Raw genomic sequence first — 17,143 nt, forward strand, 5'->3', positions numbered from 1 at the left:
AGGCTAAAATTTCTATTTTTGATGAAAATAAAAATATGTATAATGGTCACTAGTTTAATTTTTATCGGTAATGCCAATCAAAATACACTTATTTATTGTGTGATAAGTAGGAATGAAAACGACACAAGTACTTTTTAGTGTTATTTTTTTTGTATGTGCCTTAAATTTTATGAAAAATAATATACTTTATTGAATGGGTAATAATGAAAATAAAATAAAATAAAATAAAATAGATAATCTATTTATTTGGCATTTTTATCAATATAATATTTTTTATCTGACTATTATTTCCATTGCTGACGGAATGATATGTTATAATACGTCATTTCTCAACGATCCAACGTAGTATTAAATGGATCACTCTTCTTTTTTTATAATCTGGAAAGCTGATAAATAGTGCATGTGTAACATCAAAAATAGTGTGATGATGGATGATGGATGATGGATGATGGATTGTGGTTGCCTGTATAAGTTAATATTATTCTGCAAACGAAATGGGATGCAATAAAAATGATGTTCTCCCCCGGCAACAACGGCTACATATAGCCATTGTAGCCGGAGCCATAAGTGTATTGTAGAAAAATTATTGCGTGTTGGTTTGCTGATCTAACTTTTCATGCACGATGTGTAATGTTTCTACTAATAAGTTTCTTTCGAGTTCACTGTCTTCTGATATTCCCATAAAAGAAGCGATAGCTTCTTGTTCTTCATCTGGTGCCTTCAGATATTTCATTAACACGGGTAAGCAGCCAATACAATTAGTTAGGGTACAATGATTTAAGATGCCAATTAGGTTTTGAGTGAGCTCTCGACGGGTCAGTACTTTTTGTTCAATTATTACATCGGCAAAATGTTCGCTACAAATCTCATCAATATAAGAGAGTTGGTCATCAAGTTTTTCAAGAGCGGTATTAACCTCATTTAATAAGCCTGAAATAGTTTGTGGATAACGTTCAATCTCTTCGTTATCTTCAGCGGGGGTAATTGTAGTAATGAGTGTATTGTAGGTTTTAATTGCTCGAAGGATTGTTAAATTATTCGGGTCTGTGATTATGGGATTATTTAGTGATGTTGCTGAACCCAGAGTAAAATCAACGTATTCACCTTGTGAATTTAAAATCGGATTAATTAAACGCAGTAGTGTCCCATTTTTTATTGTGTTTTTCTGTAGCTTTATTTTCAATGCGAGGCTAATGTTTGCAAAGGTTGCTTTTAAATATCCGTAAGGTAATTCTTCAGATAACATTTCATGCGTCAGTTGATACGCTTCTTCAAGTTTTTTATTGTGTAATAAATCGATGATTACAGTGAGTTTAGCATAGGGAGCTAATAAGGAAATATCTGCTCTTTTTTCAAACCAACGTTTTAAATTTTTAAATTCATTTTCAGTATGATTAGTGGAAGGAAAGTCTCCTTTAAATATCATCGATTTTAAATAATTAATCGCTAGGGTGTATTGTTCTATACGATCTTTTTTTAGGGTAATCACATTGGCATAATGAATAAGCGTTTCTGCACATTCCTTTAATAAACCTTTGTCGTAATTAAATCGATATAGATACATATGTAGTGAAGATAAAAGATGGGATGAACGCATATTTTCCTCCATCAATTCACGATAATGCTGAGTAATGAGAGGTACCCACCCTGTGGTATTTTGAAGTCTTAATAAGGTACTTAAAGATGTATAGGTTTTTTCAAATTCATCAAGTGATCTGCTTTAATCAAACAGGACACTTTAATAATGGAATATAATCCAATTATTGAGGTGTTAAATGAAAAAACGAACAAACAGATTTTATACTACTGAGTTTAAGCAAGAAGCGGTCGCATTAGTCACCGAACAAGGTTATAGCGTCCCAAAAGCGGCAGCTTCATTAGGGATCACCGATAAATTACTTTATAACTGGAAAGCAAAATTCAACGCTGAACAATCCGGTAGCAGCTTGAATGCCGATGAGAGAGCTGAGCTATTAAGGCTTCGAAAAGAAAATAAAGAACTTAGGATGGAGAAAGAGATCCTAAAAAAAGCCAGCGCCCTCCTGCTAAAGGAAACCAAGTAGCGTTTAAAACGATTAAGCAATTATCTTCACAGTTTCCCGTGCTGAAGCTCTGCAAGTTAATGAAAATAAGTCGTTCTGCCTACTATGCTTGGCTTAAACGCCCAGCAAAATTGATCACCGCAGAACAACTTAGCCTGTACCGCAGAGCCAAAGCTATCTTTGAACAGAGTCGAAATAGCTTAGGTTATAGAACGTTACGTAAACGGTTATGCAAAGAGGGCTTTAGCGTGAGTGCTTATGGCGTTCAAAAGCTAATGGCTCAGCTTGGCCTAGTCGTCACTCAGCGCGTTGCTTACAAAGTCACCACCAAACGCAAACACAGTGATGCCGTAGCCGATAATTTGCTCAATCAAAATTTTAATCCTCACGCACCTAACGAAGTGTGGGCGGGTGATGTGACCTATTTAAAAACAGGGGAAGGCTGGATGTATTTAGCCATCGTGATGGACTTATATTCTCGCCGTATTGTGGGGTGGCACATCGATAAACGAATGACGGCAGATTTAGTCAGCAAAGCCTTGATGAAAGCGTATAATTTACGCCAGCCTAAAAAAGGCTTAGTCTTTCATAGTGATAGGGGATCACAATATACGAGTAAGCGATATCTCCGCTTGCTAACAAGCTATGGTATTAGGGCAAGCATGGGTGATGTTGGAGCCTGTTGGGATAACGCCGTTGTAGACCGATTTTTTGGCAGTTTAAAACACGATTGGGTACTGAAAATCCCACAGCCGACTCGGAAACAGATGAAAGAAGATGTTATCGCGTATATGCGCTATTACAACCTAGAAAGGCTTCATACTGCCAACGGTGATCTGCCCCCATTGAGTATGAACAAAATTCCTTAAGAAAAGTGTCCTGATTTAGTTGCGCAGAACATTATTGTTATGAGGTGAGCATATCACCTCTATTCAGGTGGCCAAATTTATTAAACCACTACAGTTTATGTAGGTCGCCTCTATAGACGCAATAATATAAGCGCTCAATTACCCTTCCTTATTTGATATATTAATTAAAAAACTTCTTTTTGTTAATTAATATGGGTTACATTAGATTTACTCATGAAACAAATAAATCTAATAAAATTAAATAAAAAATCATGTGAAGATATTTATCCCATCAAATAAAATATACCTTAAGGATAGGTAATGCCAAATCAGAATTAATAACTATTAATTTAATTAAAAAGATATAATAGTAAAAAATATGTGTTTTAATTTTATATTGATAATTAAATCACACACAAAATACAAGGGCTTATTCATTACATAAAGAGACTAGTCATCAATGCTAACCATTATTAGCTCATAAAACAATCAATTCAGGAAAGAGCATTAAAATTAAGCATATATTACTATTTATAGATAATATAAATAATCATTAGGATATTTAATATTTATTAAGTCAGTAGCCAAAAAAAGACAATCGGATACTAGAAAATAATTTCTCTTTTTTAAGATTAAATTATAACTCTTTGATTTCAGTAATTATTAATTTAGATTTAATTATGCTTTTATTTTAATGAAATTAATTTGAAATAACTATGTCATTATATTAATTTCAGTGTTTTATTTTATTTTAAAGTCTTATATGGATTATAACTCAAATCTTTAAACCATCTAAATAGGACCATCTATTTTAGTTTATTTAAATGAATCCTTATCTAGCCTACACATCATGAAAAAATTTGATTTAAAACAGTTAGTAAAAGTATTTGTTATTATACTATTTCCATTTTCACAATTACTTGACACTAAATATCTAACCTCTTAATATACACGAATTCCAGGTATTAACTGACTATCAAGTAAAATCACTCTTAATTAAAATTAAGAGTTTTTTAATTTATTTATGCATATAAAATAATTATGTAAGGGTGAAATTTTCAGGGAGTGAAATTCACAATAAGACCTATCAAAATATGATATTAAAAGACTTTTTATACATTCTTTAGGTAAAAAATTATTGATTAATAATATTAAAATCAATGATAAAAAAGAGCTTGCTAATCATATCAGTATATGAGCATGGTTATTTTTTAAAATGTATTTATAAGTGTTATCTAAATAATACATCTAAATATTAAAAAGGATAAATCCTTTAATGTTCTAATGAGAAGATTTTAAATAAAAGTGTTTTTTTAGATCCTAAAACATACTTGCATATACAAATGATCACTTGGAAAAATGAATAATTAATTAAACGTGATTGAACGTTTATAAATTATATAACTTAAGAAAAATATATATCTAAACACTAAAATATTAGAGGACATCCATGAAATTAAGTAATAAAGTAATTTTAGCACCAATTGCAGCAGTTGTACTATTCTCATCTGTTGCTAATGCAAACAATAAAATGACCATTGATTTTACTGGTCAAATTAGCTCAGCAACATGTGATGTTGATTTAGGTATTTCTGGTGAGACCAGCATTGATCTAGGCTGGATCCCTATGTCTGATTTTATTATGGGCCAATCAAAGTACTTGGAAGGGGGCAATAAAAATTTTGAGATTGCTTTAACTCAGTGTCAGTATGGTACTCAAGTTGTAATAGGTGAAGATGGCCAACCAGCAACAGAAACAGTAGAAGGTAAAGGTGAGGCAGAGTTAAAAGTTACAGGGACAACATTATCTGGTACAAATGAAATTTTTAGCTCAGCCTCAACAGGTAGTAACGGTGTTATTTTATATGAAGGAACTAGTGCCAATACTCCAGTTACAAATAATCAAGGTATCAAATTATCTAATAATGGCACTAAGCAAACTGTTGCCTTCACTGCAAAATTAGCATCTAAAGCCAAAGAAAATTTTGCTATTCCATCAAGTGATGTTAAAGCACCAATCACATTCACTTATACCTATAACTAATATATATGTGTCTCATGAGCTGGCGTGATCGCCAGCTTTTAAATAATATTTAAAAATATCGGTGAGTTGCAAAATGTTTAAATATATTTCAGCTGTTATACTTATGTTAATTACCTCTTATGCTTTTTCCGCAGGTTTTGGCATTAATGCAACTCGCATTATTTATAATGAAAATGATAAAACGAAAACAGTTGGCATAAGAAATACAACTAAAGATATCGCCTACTTAGTTCAAACTAAAGTATTAATGCCGGATGATAAACAATCACCATTCGAAACTATACCACCAATATTCAGACTAGAACAGGGTAATACAAATCAAGTTAAAATAATTAAAAACAATAATATTGATTTGCCAAAGGATCAAGAATCACTTTTCTATTTTATTGGAACTGCTATTCCTGGAGGAAAACTAGGTAATGAAAATAATAATGATATGGTTAGTGGTGCTATCAACATTGCGATTGCAAATAAAATAAAATTATTTTATAGACCTAGTAATTTAGCTTCAACACCAGAAGAAGCCCAAAAAGGATTAACTTTTAAGTCAACTTCAAAAGGCATAGAAATGATTAATAACTCGCCGTACTACGTAAGTATATCGAGTTTAAATATCGCTGGTAAAAAAGTTCAAACTTCTGTTGAAGAAGGAAATTCAATGATAGCACCCTATAGTCAACAGACATATAACGTTAAAGCCTCTAATGGAAAAGTATATTGGATAGCAATTAATGATATAGGTGGTGAAAATGTTTATAGCGCAAGCATTCAAAAATAGAACTTTATTCATTCTATTATTATCTATGTCATTTAATGGCTACTCAGATGAAGGAATAGGATTTAAAGCAGAAATTATCAAAGGTGCTTGCTCGTTTGGTATTGTGAGCAATATTGATTTTGGAGATATTTACCTTGGTGACTTTATTGAAAATGCGAATTTGGCAGCTAGAGTTAAGCCTTTAAAAATATTATATGAATGTGAAGGTTTCGCAGAGGGAATAAATCCTTCAATAAAAGTTAATGGAAGCACACCAGATAATGATCCAGAAACTTTTTTCACATCAGGTACAGCAAAAGGAGTTGGTTTTCAAATAAAAAATAGTGACATCATTCCTTCAGAATTTAATGAAAACAAAATCAAACCATTGAAAGATAATAGTGAAATAGAAATAGAACCCACAGAAAAGCTAATAAATATGACCGTGGGATTTGTATCCCAAAATGCTGCAAAGAAAATATCAAGTGGCTCAGCTACTGCAACTATTACTTTTGATTTTATTTATCCTTAAGAGATATTCCATGAAATTTATAAAGAAAGCTTGTCAAGTATCGCCATTATTATTACTAATATCGACATACTCATATTCTGCTGATACAGCAAAAATTCAGTTTAAAGCAACATTTGTTGCAGCTTCTTGCAATATTTCAGTTTTTAATGATAAAAAAGTAAAAGGTGATGTCGATTTTGGAAAAGTGATCACCACAAATATTATTTATGAACGGGTTACTCCTAAAGAAATAACATTACAATTAAGTAACTGCCAAAATATTGATCTTGTTACTCCTTCTATCCAATTATCAGGCACAACATTATCTGGTAACAATACCCTATTTAATAATCTTGTCGATCAGAATATCGGCGTTGCACTTTTGAAAGACAATGGTGAACGATTCAAACCAGGGGATATTGTATGGACAGGAAAGGATGATGGTACTACTGATTATTCAGAAAAAACATTTAAATCGAATATCTTCTGTATAAATTGTCAAAAAAGCGCAGATATAAAGGCAACAGAACTTAATGCGACGATGACTTTTCAAGTTGAGTATCGGTAACTTTTATGTTTACTCAATTTAAAAAAATTATTTTTTTCTCATTATCAATGCTTATAATGGCGGAAAGCTATGCAGTTTCTGGTGTTGCTCTAGGGCAAACTCGCATTGTATATAATGAAGATAATAAAGAACAAACAATAACAATCATTAATAATGATGATAAAGCTTACTTAGTTCAAGCAGGTGTATATATTTCACCTAATGGCGGATTAGATAACAATTTTTATGTTATCCCACCTTTATTTAGGTTAGAGCCAAATAAAGAAAACACAATAAAGATTATTTTAAAATCAAAGAAATCTCTACCTAATAATAAAGAGTCTATTGCTTATTTTTCTGCAAATGTTATTCCTTCTAGTCAAAATATTGATGGTAATACAAATGAAGATAATAGTATGCAAGCTAAAATTACAATTTCAACCCGAAGTGTTATCAAGCTATTTTATCGACCTAAAAATCTACCTATAAGTTATAAAAAGTCCGAAAATAATTTAAAATTCAAATTAACAGATGATAATAAATTAGAGATTTACAATCCATCACCTTATTATTTAACATTTGCTAGCCTTAAGTTAAATAACAAACCAATATCCGATTTTGACACTCTAATTGGTCCTGATGAAAAAAAATTAATATCAATTTACAGTAAAATAAATATTATCGAATGGTCATTAATTAATGATTATGGTGGCATTAGTGATAATTATCAGTATATATTCAAAAAATAGGCTTAAGATATGCGATTGATTACATTTTTATTTGTGTTCTTTTTGTCTATAAATGTATCCCATACAACTGAAATTAACAGTGGGTTTGATTTTTATAGCACTAGATTAATTTATAATGAATCAGACAAATCAGGAATTAGTTTATCAATAAAAAATAGCTCTAAAAATAATTATTTAATGCAGGCATGGATTTCAGAAACATCTCCAATCTCAATTAAAAATAGCTCCAATGATTATAAATATGAGAGCTCACCTTTTATCATACTGCCTCCCTTAAAAATAATTAATGGCTATGAAAGTATGAGTTGGAGAGTCATTCAAAAAGACAAGATCCTTAATCAGAAAAATGAAAGTGTTTATTATATATATATAAAAATAATACCTTCATTTAACGAAGAGGTAAACAGTAAAATAGCTATAAACACAGTATTAGTCTTTAAACTTTTTTATAGACCAAATAGCTTAGAGATAAAAAAAATCAATAACATAGTCGATAGGCTAGAATTTAAAAAGGAGGGGGGGGCTTTAATCGTGAAAAATAATTCACCTTTACATGCGGCCTTTGACTATATATATATTGGTGAAAATAAAATATCTGAAAATGAATTAATGAGAATGGTACCACCTAATAATAGTCAAAAATATCTACTACCTCAAAATGCATCAGGAAAAATCCGATGGTCATTAATTAATGATTTATCAGGAACAACGGCATTTATAGAGCAAGATTTTTAAATGCGGCTAAAATAAGAAAAAATTATTATGAAAAAAATTTTGGTTACTAAAAAAAATAAGGTTTTATTTTTACATAAAAAAGGTATTGTCGCATTACTTGTCTCAATGATATCTTCAAGTTTTGCAGATGACTACTTTGATCCGAATCTATTATCATTTCCTAATAGTAGTGATCGTAACAATATTGATTTAAGTATTTTCTCTAAATCCGGAGCTGTTTCTCCTGGGCATTATTTAGTCACCATTTATATTAATCAACAGGAGTCAGGAGTAAAAGAAATTAATTTCATTGAAAACAAAGATGGTAAAGTTTACCCTGAATTAACTAAAGAAAATTTAGATGAACTAGGTGTTAATACTCAAATTATTAAAGGGTTATCATCATTAAAAAATAATGAAATTGTCTCAGATATTAATAACTTTATTCCTGATTTTTCCTATAGATTTGATCTTGCTAAATTAAGTTTGTACTTAAGCATTCCACAAATTGATATGAAGCATCAAGTAGGTGGATATATTGACCCTAATCTATTTAGTGAAGGCGTTCCTGCTGCTATTTTTAATTATCAATTTAGTGGTGGAAAAAATTGGCAAGATGGTACTCGTTACTCAAAAAAAACATCAAGTGATAATTTTTATGCAACTGCTAATGGAGGTATAAATTTAGGAGCTTGGCGATTACGCTCAACTGCAACTTATACACGAAATACATTTGATCGCGCTGATTCAAAAACTACAGATTCAAAAACTACATTTTCAAATAGCTATGTAATGAGAGAAATTAGAAAATGGCGCTCAGAACTATTCATTGGTGAAATCAATACGGGTAGTGAAATATTTGACAGCATTCCCTTTAAAGGGCTAAAAATTAATTCAAATGAACAAATGCTACCAAATAGTTTAAGAGGATTTGCTCCAGAGATTAATGGGATAGCTCAGTCGAATGCACGCATCAGTGTTTCTCAAAATGGAACGATTATTTATCAAACTTATGTTGCCCCTGGCCCTTTCAGTATACGTGATTTATATCCTACTAATATGGGTGGGGACTTAGTTATTACAATTACAGAAGAAGATGGTACGGTAAGAACCTTTAACCAACCTTATTCAGCTTTACCCGTTATGGTTAGAAATGGCCAAATGAAATATGAAATTTCCTCTGGTCAATATAATGGTGAAATTACTAATGGTTCCCGGAAAAGTAATTTTATATTAGGTACTCTAATTTATGGATTGCCTAAAAATTTAACCTTATATGGTGGAACATTACTCGCTGAAAAATATATGTCAGGTACATTAGGCACCGGTTTTTCTATCGGAGTATTTGGAGCTTTTTCTGCTGATATCACAATATCGTCAGTTAAGTTTAATCATCAAGATACTAAAAATGGACAATCATATCGGGTTCGTTATTCAAAAAGTTTGTTATCCACCGGTACCTCTGTTGATTTAACAGCATTAAGATATTCAACAAAAGACTACTATAGTTTTAGTGATTTCAATAATACTGGATATGATGTTAACCAAGGAATTATGCCATGGTTATCATCACGTAAAAAAAATAGTTTCCAAACTGCCCTTAGCCAATCAATTGGTAAGTATGGTAGTGTTTCATTGATGGCATCTCGTGATGATTTTTGGGATCGTAATGAAACAGTCACAAATTTATCCTTATCCTATAATACAAACATTAAAGGCGTCAATGTTAATACTGCTTATTCAATTAGTCGCACCGATGATACCAATGGAAAATGGCCTGAGAATAAACAGCTATCTTTAAGTATTCAAGTACCATTTAGTTTATTTAGTCACTCAGAGTTAGCAGAAAATATCTATTCTAGTTATCAATTATCACATTCTAATAATGGAAAAGTGACGCAGTCTGTTGGGCTTAGTGGGAACGCATTGAATAATACTTTATCTTATAGCATTAACCAAAGTTGGGGTAATAAAGACCAAAACTATGGTGGTTCATTAAATGCAAGCTATACTGGTAATAAAGGAAATATCTCATCCGGTTATAATTATACGGAGAGTAGTCGTAGCGTAAACCTTAGTGGTAATGGTGGAGCCGTTATTCATAAAAATGGAATAATATTATCACCGACGCTTGGCACTTCAATTGCTATTGTTGAAGCTCAAGGTGCTCAAGGTGCTCAAGTTGAGAATGGGAACACAGTAAACTCTAATGGATTTGCTGTTTCATCCTATTTATCTGATTATAACAAAAATATTGTAAGTATTGACCCTACAACATTACCCGAAAATACAACACTTATAGATACGTCGGTGAATGTCTATCCAACTAAAGGAGCTGTAGTAAAAGCTCATTTTAAAACTAATGTTGGCTATCAGGCATTATTAACTGTCAATTACCGTGATGGCTTTGTTCCTTTTGGAGCTATTGCTACTATTATTGATAATAACAAAGAGTTACCTACATCATATTCAAGTATTGTCGGAGAATTAGGTCAATTATATTTAAGTGGCTTACAAGAAAAAGGAATTATTTCGATAAAATGGGGTAATAAAAAAGAACAACAATGTACTGCTCACTATCAATTTATTGATAACTCATCCGAAGATGAACTTATTAAACAATTGAATGTAAATTGTATTTGATTTTATTCACGGTGATTTATGATTAGGTTAAAAAACAAATTTAACTCATTTTTAAAAAAAATGACTATCGGTTTGACATTACTTTCAAGCTGCTCTTTTGCAGAACAATATAATATTGGCGCTGTTGTATCTAATGGATTTGTTACACCAGAATATTTATTAAGTGATATTAATTCATCGATATCTCCACCATCTAATAACTGCGCTAGCTCATCTTATGGTGGTTGCGATAAATTCACACTAAAATTTTATCTGAAAAATATTGTTACTATCCCTAATGCAGGAATGTATGGTATTCCTTTAATTAATATAGATTCGCCTAATGAACCACCTAAATTATACTTGGTTTTAGTTTCTGGCGTAATGGAAGTAGGATTATCATCCCAGACAGAAAGACTCGAGTTAACCCCAAAAACCTACCCTAATATTGCTGTATATTTAAATCTTTGGAGTGGACAATCTACCCCTCCTAGAGGCCGACAAAAAACTTCAAATATTAAATATAGGATATATAGCATAGGAAGGGCCGACCCAGGACATTACTCAATCAAAGATAATGGTAATAATGATATTATTGTTTTTTCCACGTATGGAGAGTCCTTACATCCAGGAATAGACCCTACAGGCACTAGTGGCACAACAGAACAGTCTAGAAGAGTTAACTCTTTTTTAGTTCGTCCTGCTTGTACTGTTAATAATCCCGCTGTCATAGAGTGGAAGAATGTTGCAATTAAACCCGTTCAGGGCACTAGCTATGGCACTAAATCAACTACACTCAATTATAGTTGTGAAACAGGGTTGAATGCGATTTCAGTTTTTTCTAAGGTATCTTCTGGTATTACAGATATCAATAAGAGAAAACTATTTCTAAATAATACGCAAATAGGGCCTTATATCACAGGCAGTTTAAAAAATACCCCTCCAGGCTGTAGCGGCGGTGACTTTCTATTCGATGGTGAAACACCATTAATAGGAAGTAACGCAGGGAGTTTCATTATGCAGTGGGATCTTTGTAGTGATGGGCGGCCTGAGGCAGGTAACACTTATTCAGGTGCAATTGATGTTTTTATACTGGCTAAGTAAATAATAGACAATTTAACGTATAAGGCGATTTATTTTATGAATAAATAGGCTTTGAAAAATAAAATAGACATCTTCAAAGCTGAGAGTAGGTGATAAACTCTTTTATTATATTAATAACTGAAGTAATGAACGCCACGCTATAGTGGATCCATAAGTGCTCAATTATCCTGAAAGATAGTTGAGCACTTACATAGAACATTTAAAGTTTGATATCTACAAACTCATTGTATTTTAAAATAATAAAAATTAAATTGATGAAATATTATTTTACTAATGGGTATTTAACATTATAATCAAGAGAAAAAATAGGTTATAATACTGCAATGAAATATCTTTATTTTCTTCAAAGATATTTGAAGACACATTTAAAAAAACATCAACCCTTGCTTCTAAGTGATGTAGTAATATTAATAAATAATCAATCATAATTAAACAAATACCATATTCATATCTAGATATGATGCTGCTGTGAAATACCCAAATAACCAGCCACTTCATATCCTGTTAATTTCATACGCCGTCTTAACTTACTAAGTTCTTTGCCTATTTCTTTAGCTATTAAATTTCCATCATTAAAGAATGATTTTTTATTTTTTTGTGAATCGTTAAATTAGATATAAAACCCTTTATATAATAGATTGTATATAATTAAATTGGTTTATTTTCATTCTACTACAAAACTTAATTCGAAATAGAATATCATCAACCATAAATCAATAAAGATATAATTTAACGAATCAACACATCAACGTCAAATCATAAATATATAATATTTTGTAACGAAAAAATTATTAGCAATTATATAATTATATAATTATATATAAAAATATTGACATAAAGGGAGGAAGTAAATCTAAATTATTGATTTTTCAAAGAGCAGATTAAAATTTAATAATATTGTATGAAAATAAAAAACTATATAATAGATGCTTCATTCTAGTCTATTAATTATGTCCACTCCCCTTTAATTGAGACTGTAGTGGTCAATAAAAATTGGTTAGCGTTTTTCCAATATAATCGTTCCGATTCATTGGGCGTTAATCCACCATTATATTGATGGGGTCTGAGTTGACTGTAATATCCAATTATATAACGGATTATTTGCTGCTAATCTTCAGTAAAACTTCGATAACCTATCAGTGTACTCGCTCTGTTTTTACGCTTCTAAAAAAGCATTCTATTGGTGCATTATCCCAACAATTTCCTCGCGAGATAAACTTTGTTTTATTTGATAACGCCATAATCATTGGCGGTAGGCTCGGTTTGTATAATTGTCCACTTCCCCTAAAATAAGACAGCTGATCTGCTTTAATCAAACAGGACACTTTAATAATGGAATATAATCCAATTATTGAGGTGTTAAATGAAAAAACGAACAAACAGATTTTATACTACTGAGTTTAAGCAAGAAGCGGTCGCATTAGTCACCGAACAAGGTTATAGCGTCCCAAAAGCGGCAGCTTCATTAGGGATCACCGATAAATTACTTTATAACTGGAAAGCAAAATTCGACGCTGAACAATCCGGTAGCAGCTTGAATGCCGATGAGAGAGCTGAGCTATTAAGGCTCCGAAAAGAAAATAAAGAACTTAGGATGGAGAAAGAGATCCTAAAAAAAGCCAGCGCCCTCCTGCTAAAGGAAACCAAGTAGCGTTTAAAACGATTAAGCAATTATCTTCACAGTTTCCCGTGCTGAAGCTCTGCAAGTTAATGAAAATAAGTCGTTCTGCCTATTATGCTTGGCTTAAACGCCCAGCAAAATTGATCACCGCAGAACAACTTAGCCTGTACCGCAGAGCCAAAGCTATCTTTGAACAGCGTCGAAATAGCTTAGGTTATAGAACGTTACGTAAACGGTTATGCAAAGAGGGCTTTAGCGTGAGTGCTTATGGCGTTCAAAAGCTAATGGCTCAGCTTGGCCTAGTCGTCACTCAGCGCGTTGCTTACAAAGTCACCACAAAACGCAAACACAGTGATGCCGTAGCCGATAATTTGCTCAATCAAAATTTTAATCCTCACGCACCTAACGAAGTGTGGGCGGGTGATGTGACCTATTTAAAAACAGGGGAAGGCTGGATGTATTTAGCCATCGTGATGGACTTATACTCACGCCGTATTGTGGGTTGGCACATCGATAAACGAATGGCGGCAGATTTAGTCAGTAAAGCCTTGATGAAAGCGTATAACTTACGCCAGCCCGAAAAAGGCTTAGTCTTTCATAGTGATAGAGGCTCTCAATATACGAGTAAGCGATATCGCCGCTTGCTAACAAGCTATGGTATTAGGGCAAGCATGGGTGATGTTGGAGCCTGTTGGGATAACGCCGTTGTAGAACGATTTTTTGGCAGTTTAAAACACGATTGGGTACTGAAAATTCCACAGCCGACTCGGAAACAGATGAAAGAAGATGTTATCGCGTATATGCGCTATTACAACCTAGAAAGGCTTCATACTGCCAACGGTGATCTGCCCCCCATTGAGTATGAACAAAATTCCTTAAGAAAAGTGTCCTGATTTAGTTGCGCAGAACACTTATGCTCTTCACGCGACAATGAGACAATTCATGACAGTCAGTATCGAATTGACAAACAGGCAAGGAATGCTCTCTGTCTATCAAACAGATGATAACCATTAAATTTCCTTACGTTACATCTCTTATCGATAACATACAATACAGCATTGAATCCACCAACATATCTCCTTAAATTCGTTTGCACTCCAGATTATTTCATCCTATTACCTCTCAATACATTTTATTTCCAGTTCGGCTGATTAATGACTCTCTTTATGAGTATTTATAGCCACATAAAAACAATTTATAAAATTAATTGCTGAAATATTTCTTAATATCTATAATTTGAATGATGTATTTAGGATATGGACGTTTAACTTCAAGCTACCCATTTACTGCATTCATCATTTGATGAGCTACGGGTTATTTTTGAGTGCCATTTTTTATTAATCCGGATTGATTTGTCAGAACAGTATTAGCGTATTTAAACCTTATGGGCCTTGGGTGACGGTTAAGGGCGGTAGCGTATCAAATCGTTAGAAATATTTTACTTTCCAAGTTTCATTGAATGCCGAATATCACCGCCGTGTTGTTTAGGATTAAAGTCACAGCGCCAATTGCCTTTGCTTAAATAAAAGGATCATCGAATGAAAATTTATCGCCCATTATGGAATGAAGGGGCATTGCTCTCCCCACAACAATTTCAACAACAAGCGCAATGGGAGGCATTTACAAATCAAGGTGTTTCCGGTTTATCCACTCCTTTTACTTGGGGAGTCGAAAAAGTTGAATTAGATGAGTCACTTTTGTCGTCAGGTCGTTTACAAGTTCACCAATTACGGGTGTGGTTGCCGGATGGGACATTGGTGGATACGCAAGTCAGTGATATCCCTCCTGAGCCGCGAGAGTTAAATTCAGCTGCGTTATCACAAACAGACAGTCTTGTGCTGGTGCTGGCTTTACCGCTCCTTCAATCAGGGATTGTGAATGTGCAAAAAAAAGGGACTTTTTCAGAACGCGCATTACGGTATCAGGAAGAGTGGGTGAATGTGCCTGATGTGTTTGGTCAGGATGATGAATCCATGGCGGTTGCCCGATTTAATATTGCGGTCCGTTTTCAACATGAAAATAATGATGCGTGGCAAACGTGTCCCATTGCGCGCCTAACTCGTGATGGTCAGGGAGGGTGGGCACTAGACAGAACATTCATTCCACCCATGACGCAATTTTCAGCCAGCCGAGAATTACAGGAACGGTTAGCATTGCTTAATCGCCAAATACGCTCCCGTTGCCAACGATTGATGGCCATGCGTCGTGAAAGCAATGAGCGTTTAGCCGATTTCGCCGTCGCGGATGTTTCCTTATTTTGGTTGTTAAACGCTTTAAACTCTCATGCGAATGTTCTCATCAGTTATGAACGCTACCCACAACGCCACCCTGAAATCATTTGGGCCGAATTAACACGCTTGGCGGGGAGTTTGTTAACTTTTTCGTTAGAGCATGATCTTGCAACCATTCCTGCCTATATCCATGACGATCTAGAAAATACGTTCCCGCCTTTGTTTGACTTGCTCAGTACCTTGTTGGAAACCAGCTTGCCGTCTCGTGTAATTGCACTTGAAATGACACACCCCGATCCGCAAACCTGGCGAGCCTCATTGCATGATCTTAGACTCAGAGAGGAAGCCGATTTTTACCTGTCTGTCCGTTCAGATAAAACGGCGTGGGAAATTGCTAAAAAATTCCCGACACTGTGTAAAATTGGTGCGCCCGATACCGTTAACACGCTTTATAGTAAGGCATTAAATGGTATTCCGCTCACCCCCGTTGACCGAGTGCCTGCAGCATTGCCTGTGCGCATGGAAAACCAGTATTTTGCGCTGGATATGGAGGCGCCGGAGATGCGTGAAATGCTGGAAGAAGGCGTTTGCATGCTATATGTGCCCTCTTTATTTGGTTTCTTAGAGTTAGAACTGTTTGCGGTATTACGCTCATGAGCCAATACATTGATATCGACAAACTCATGGCAAAAACCTGGCTGACGGTGACTGAGCTAAAATACGGTCGGTATGACCCGGATTCAGGGTCTCTTTATGATACGTGCTGTCAACAAATTGATGCTGTAAAAAATGCATTGGGCCAAACAAAACTCGCTCCCGAGAATATTGAGCACATTATCTATGCACAATGTGCATTATTGGATAAAACCGCGATGGAACTCTTGGCTCGGGGTGATGAAGAAGGTGACGCATTCTATGCTTGGCGAGTTGCCCCCTTACAAGCTCGCTATTTTTCATCGTTGGATGCAGGGGACGCATTATGGGATCGTATCCGGTCAGTGCTGGGGCAGACTCATCCAGATTATACTGTACTAACCTGCTTTCACCGCGTCTTGGTACTCGGTTTTAACGTCCATACAGCAACCATGGAACCGCTGAGTCCCGAGCGGAAATCATTGATAGATAAACTTTCTGCACAGATTTCTCTACCTGAATCTGCTTTTCCATTAGTCATCCATCATCAGCAAAAATCCAGCCTGAAATTGATACGCTCTTTCAGCTTCTGGACCGCGTTGTTGCTTATTGGTATTACCGCCATTACTTGGGGCGGTCAAACGTGGCTCAATCAATTGTGGTCAGCAGTGTAATCGCCTCGTCTTTACTTTCACTTCTTGTCCATTTCTGAGGGAATAG

13 protein-coding genes and 1 pseudogene are annotated in these 17,143 nt (G+C 34.0%); 12 read left to right on the plus strand and 2 right to left on the minus strand.

The genetic code is table 11. The annotated features are described in order from the left end of the window. Window positions 1-583 precede the first annotated feature (583 nt). Window positions 584-1,597: a hypothetical protein gene (locus MNY66_RS05360; RefSeq protein ID WP_241501609.1), complete on the minus strand. Its 1,014-nt coding sequence runs from the start codon at window positions 1,595-1,597 to the stop codon at window positions 584-586. 178 nt (window positions 1,598-1,775) lie between these two features. On the opposite strand from MNY66_RS05360, the gene MNY66_RS05365 reads away from it, so the two are divergent. The 9 genes from MNY66_RS05365 (at window position 1,776) to MNY66_RS05405 (ending at window position 11,938) form a co-directional block, all read left to right on the plus strand. Continuing rightward, window positions 1,776-2,911, plus strand: a protein-coding gene (locus MNY66_RS05365) for an IS3 family transposase (protein WP_420915509.1) whose coding sequence is annotated in 2 segments (ribosomal slippage) — window positions 1,776-2,052 and window positions 2,052-2,911 — 1,137 coding nt in all. Because the reading frame shifts where the segments join, the coding sequence is not laid out codon by codon here. Between the two features lie 1,429 nt (window positions 2,912-4,340). Beyond that, on the plus strand, window positions 4,341-4,934 hold the full coding sequence (locus MNY66_RS05370) for a fimbrial protein (RefSeq protein ID WP_241501610.1): 594 nt from the start codon (window positions 4,341-4,343) through the stop codon (window positions 4,932-4,934). A 73-nt stretch (window positions 4,935-5,007) separates the two neighbouring features. Then, the gene (locus MNY66_RS05375; protein ID WP_241501611.1) at window positions 5,008-5,712 is read left to right on the plus strand and encodes a fimbrial biogenesis chaperone; all 705 of its coding nucleotides are present in this window, start codon (window positions 5,008-5,010) and stop codon (window positions 5,710-5,712) included. Beyond that, a complete protein-coding gene (locus tag MNY66_RS05380; protein ID WP_241501612.1) occupies window positions 5,684-6,223 on the plus strand; it encodes a fimbrial protein in 540 nt (179 codons plus the stop codon). The genes MNY66_RS05375 and MNY66_RS05380 overlap by 29 nt, the downstream gene beginning before the upstream one ends. Before the next feature lie 10 nt (window positions 6,224-6,233). Beyond that, window positions 6,234-6,770 carry a fimbrial protein gene (locus MNY66_RS05385; protein WP_241501613.1) on the plus strand — a complete coding sequence of 179 codons (537 nt, stop codon included), beginning with the start codon at window positions 6,234-6,236 and terminating at the stop codon, window positions 6,768-6,770. Between the two features lie 5 nt (window positions 6,771-6,775). After that, the gene (locus tag MNY66_RS05390; protein WP_241501614.1) at window positions 6,776-7,498 is read left to right on the plus strand and encodes a fimbrial biogenesis chaperone; all 723 of its coding nucleotides are present in this window, start codon (window positions 6,776-6,778) and stop codon (window positions 7,496-7,498) included. A 9-nt stretch (window positions 7,499-7,507) separates the two neighbouring features. Next, window positions 7,508-8,233 (plus strand): fimbrial biogenesis chaperone, encoded by a 726-nt coding sequence (locus MNY66_RS05395; protein ID WP_241501615.1) that lies wholly within the window; start codon window positions 7,508-7,510, stop codon window positions 8,231-8,233. A 27-nt stretch (window positions 8,234-8,260) separates the two neighbouring features. Beyond that, entirely contained in the window at window positions 8,261-10,855 is a 2,595-nt protein-coding gene (locus tag MNY66_RS05400) for a fimbria/pilus outer membrane usher protein (protein ID WP_241501616.1), read from the plus strand. 18 nt (window positions 10,856-10,873) lie between these two features. Next, window positions 10,874-11,938 carry a hypothetical protein gene (locus tag MNY66_RS05405; RefSeq protein ID WP_241501617.1) on the plus strand — a complete coding sequence of 355 codons (1,065 nt, stop codon included), beginning with the start codon at window positions 10,874-10,876 and terminating at the stop codon, window positions 11,936-11,938. 948 nt (window positions 11,939-12,886) lie between these two features. Here the strand turns inward: MNY66_RS05405 and MNY66_RS05410 are convergent. Further along, window positions 12,887-13,211, minus strand: a pseudogene (locus MNY66_RS05410) (integrase core domain-containing protein); the annotation flags it as partial. Between the two features lie 90 nt (window positions 13,212-13,301). Between MNY66_RS05410 and MNY66_RS05415 the strand changes: the two are divergent. The 3 genes from MNY66_RS05415 to tssL all read left to right on the plus strand — a co-directional run bounded on the left by MNY66_RS05415 (window position 13,302) and on the right by tssL (window position 17,097). Beyond that, window positions 13,302-14,452, plus strand: a protein-coding gene (locus MNY66_RS05415; RefSeq protein WP_241501618.1) for an IS3 family transposase whose coding sequence is annotated in 2 segments (ribosomal slippage) — window positions 13,302-13,578 and window positions 13,578-14,452 — 1,152 coding nt in all. Because the reading frame shifts where the segments join, the coding sequence is not laid out codon by codon here. Between the two features lie 645 nt (window positions 14,453-15,097). Continuing rightward, entirely contained in the window at window positions 15,098-16,447 is a 1,350-nt protein-coding gene (gene tssK / locus MNY66_RS05420; RefSeq protein WP_241501619.1) for a type VI secretion system baseplate subunit TssK, read from the plus strand. Next, window positions 16,444-17,097 carry a type VI secretion system protein TssL, short form gene (tssL, locus tag MNY66_RS05425; protein WP_241501620.1) on the plus strand — a complete coding sequence of 218 codons (654 nt, stop codon included), beginning with the start codon at window positions 16,444-16,446 and terminating at the stop codon, window positions 17,095-17,097. The genes tssK and tssL overlap by 4 nt, the downstream gene beginning before the upstream one ends. Window positions 17,098-17,143: the final 46 nt, after the last annotated feature.

Origin of the sequence: Moellerella wisconsensis (genome assembly GCF_022592395.1) — a bacterium.
GTDB classification, from domain to species: Bacteria; Pseudomonadota; Gammaproteobacteria; order Enterobacterales; family Enterobacteriaceae; genus Moellerella; species Moellerella wisconsensis.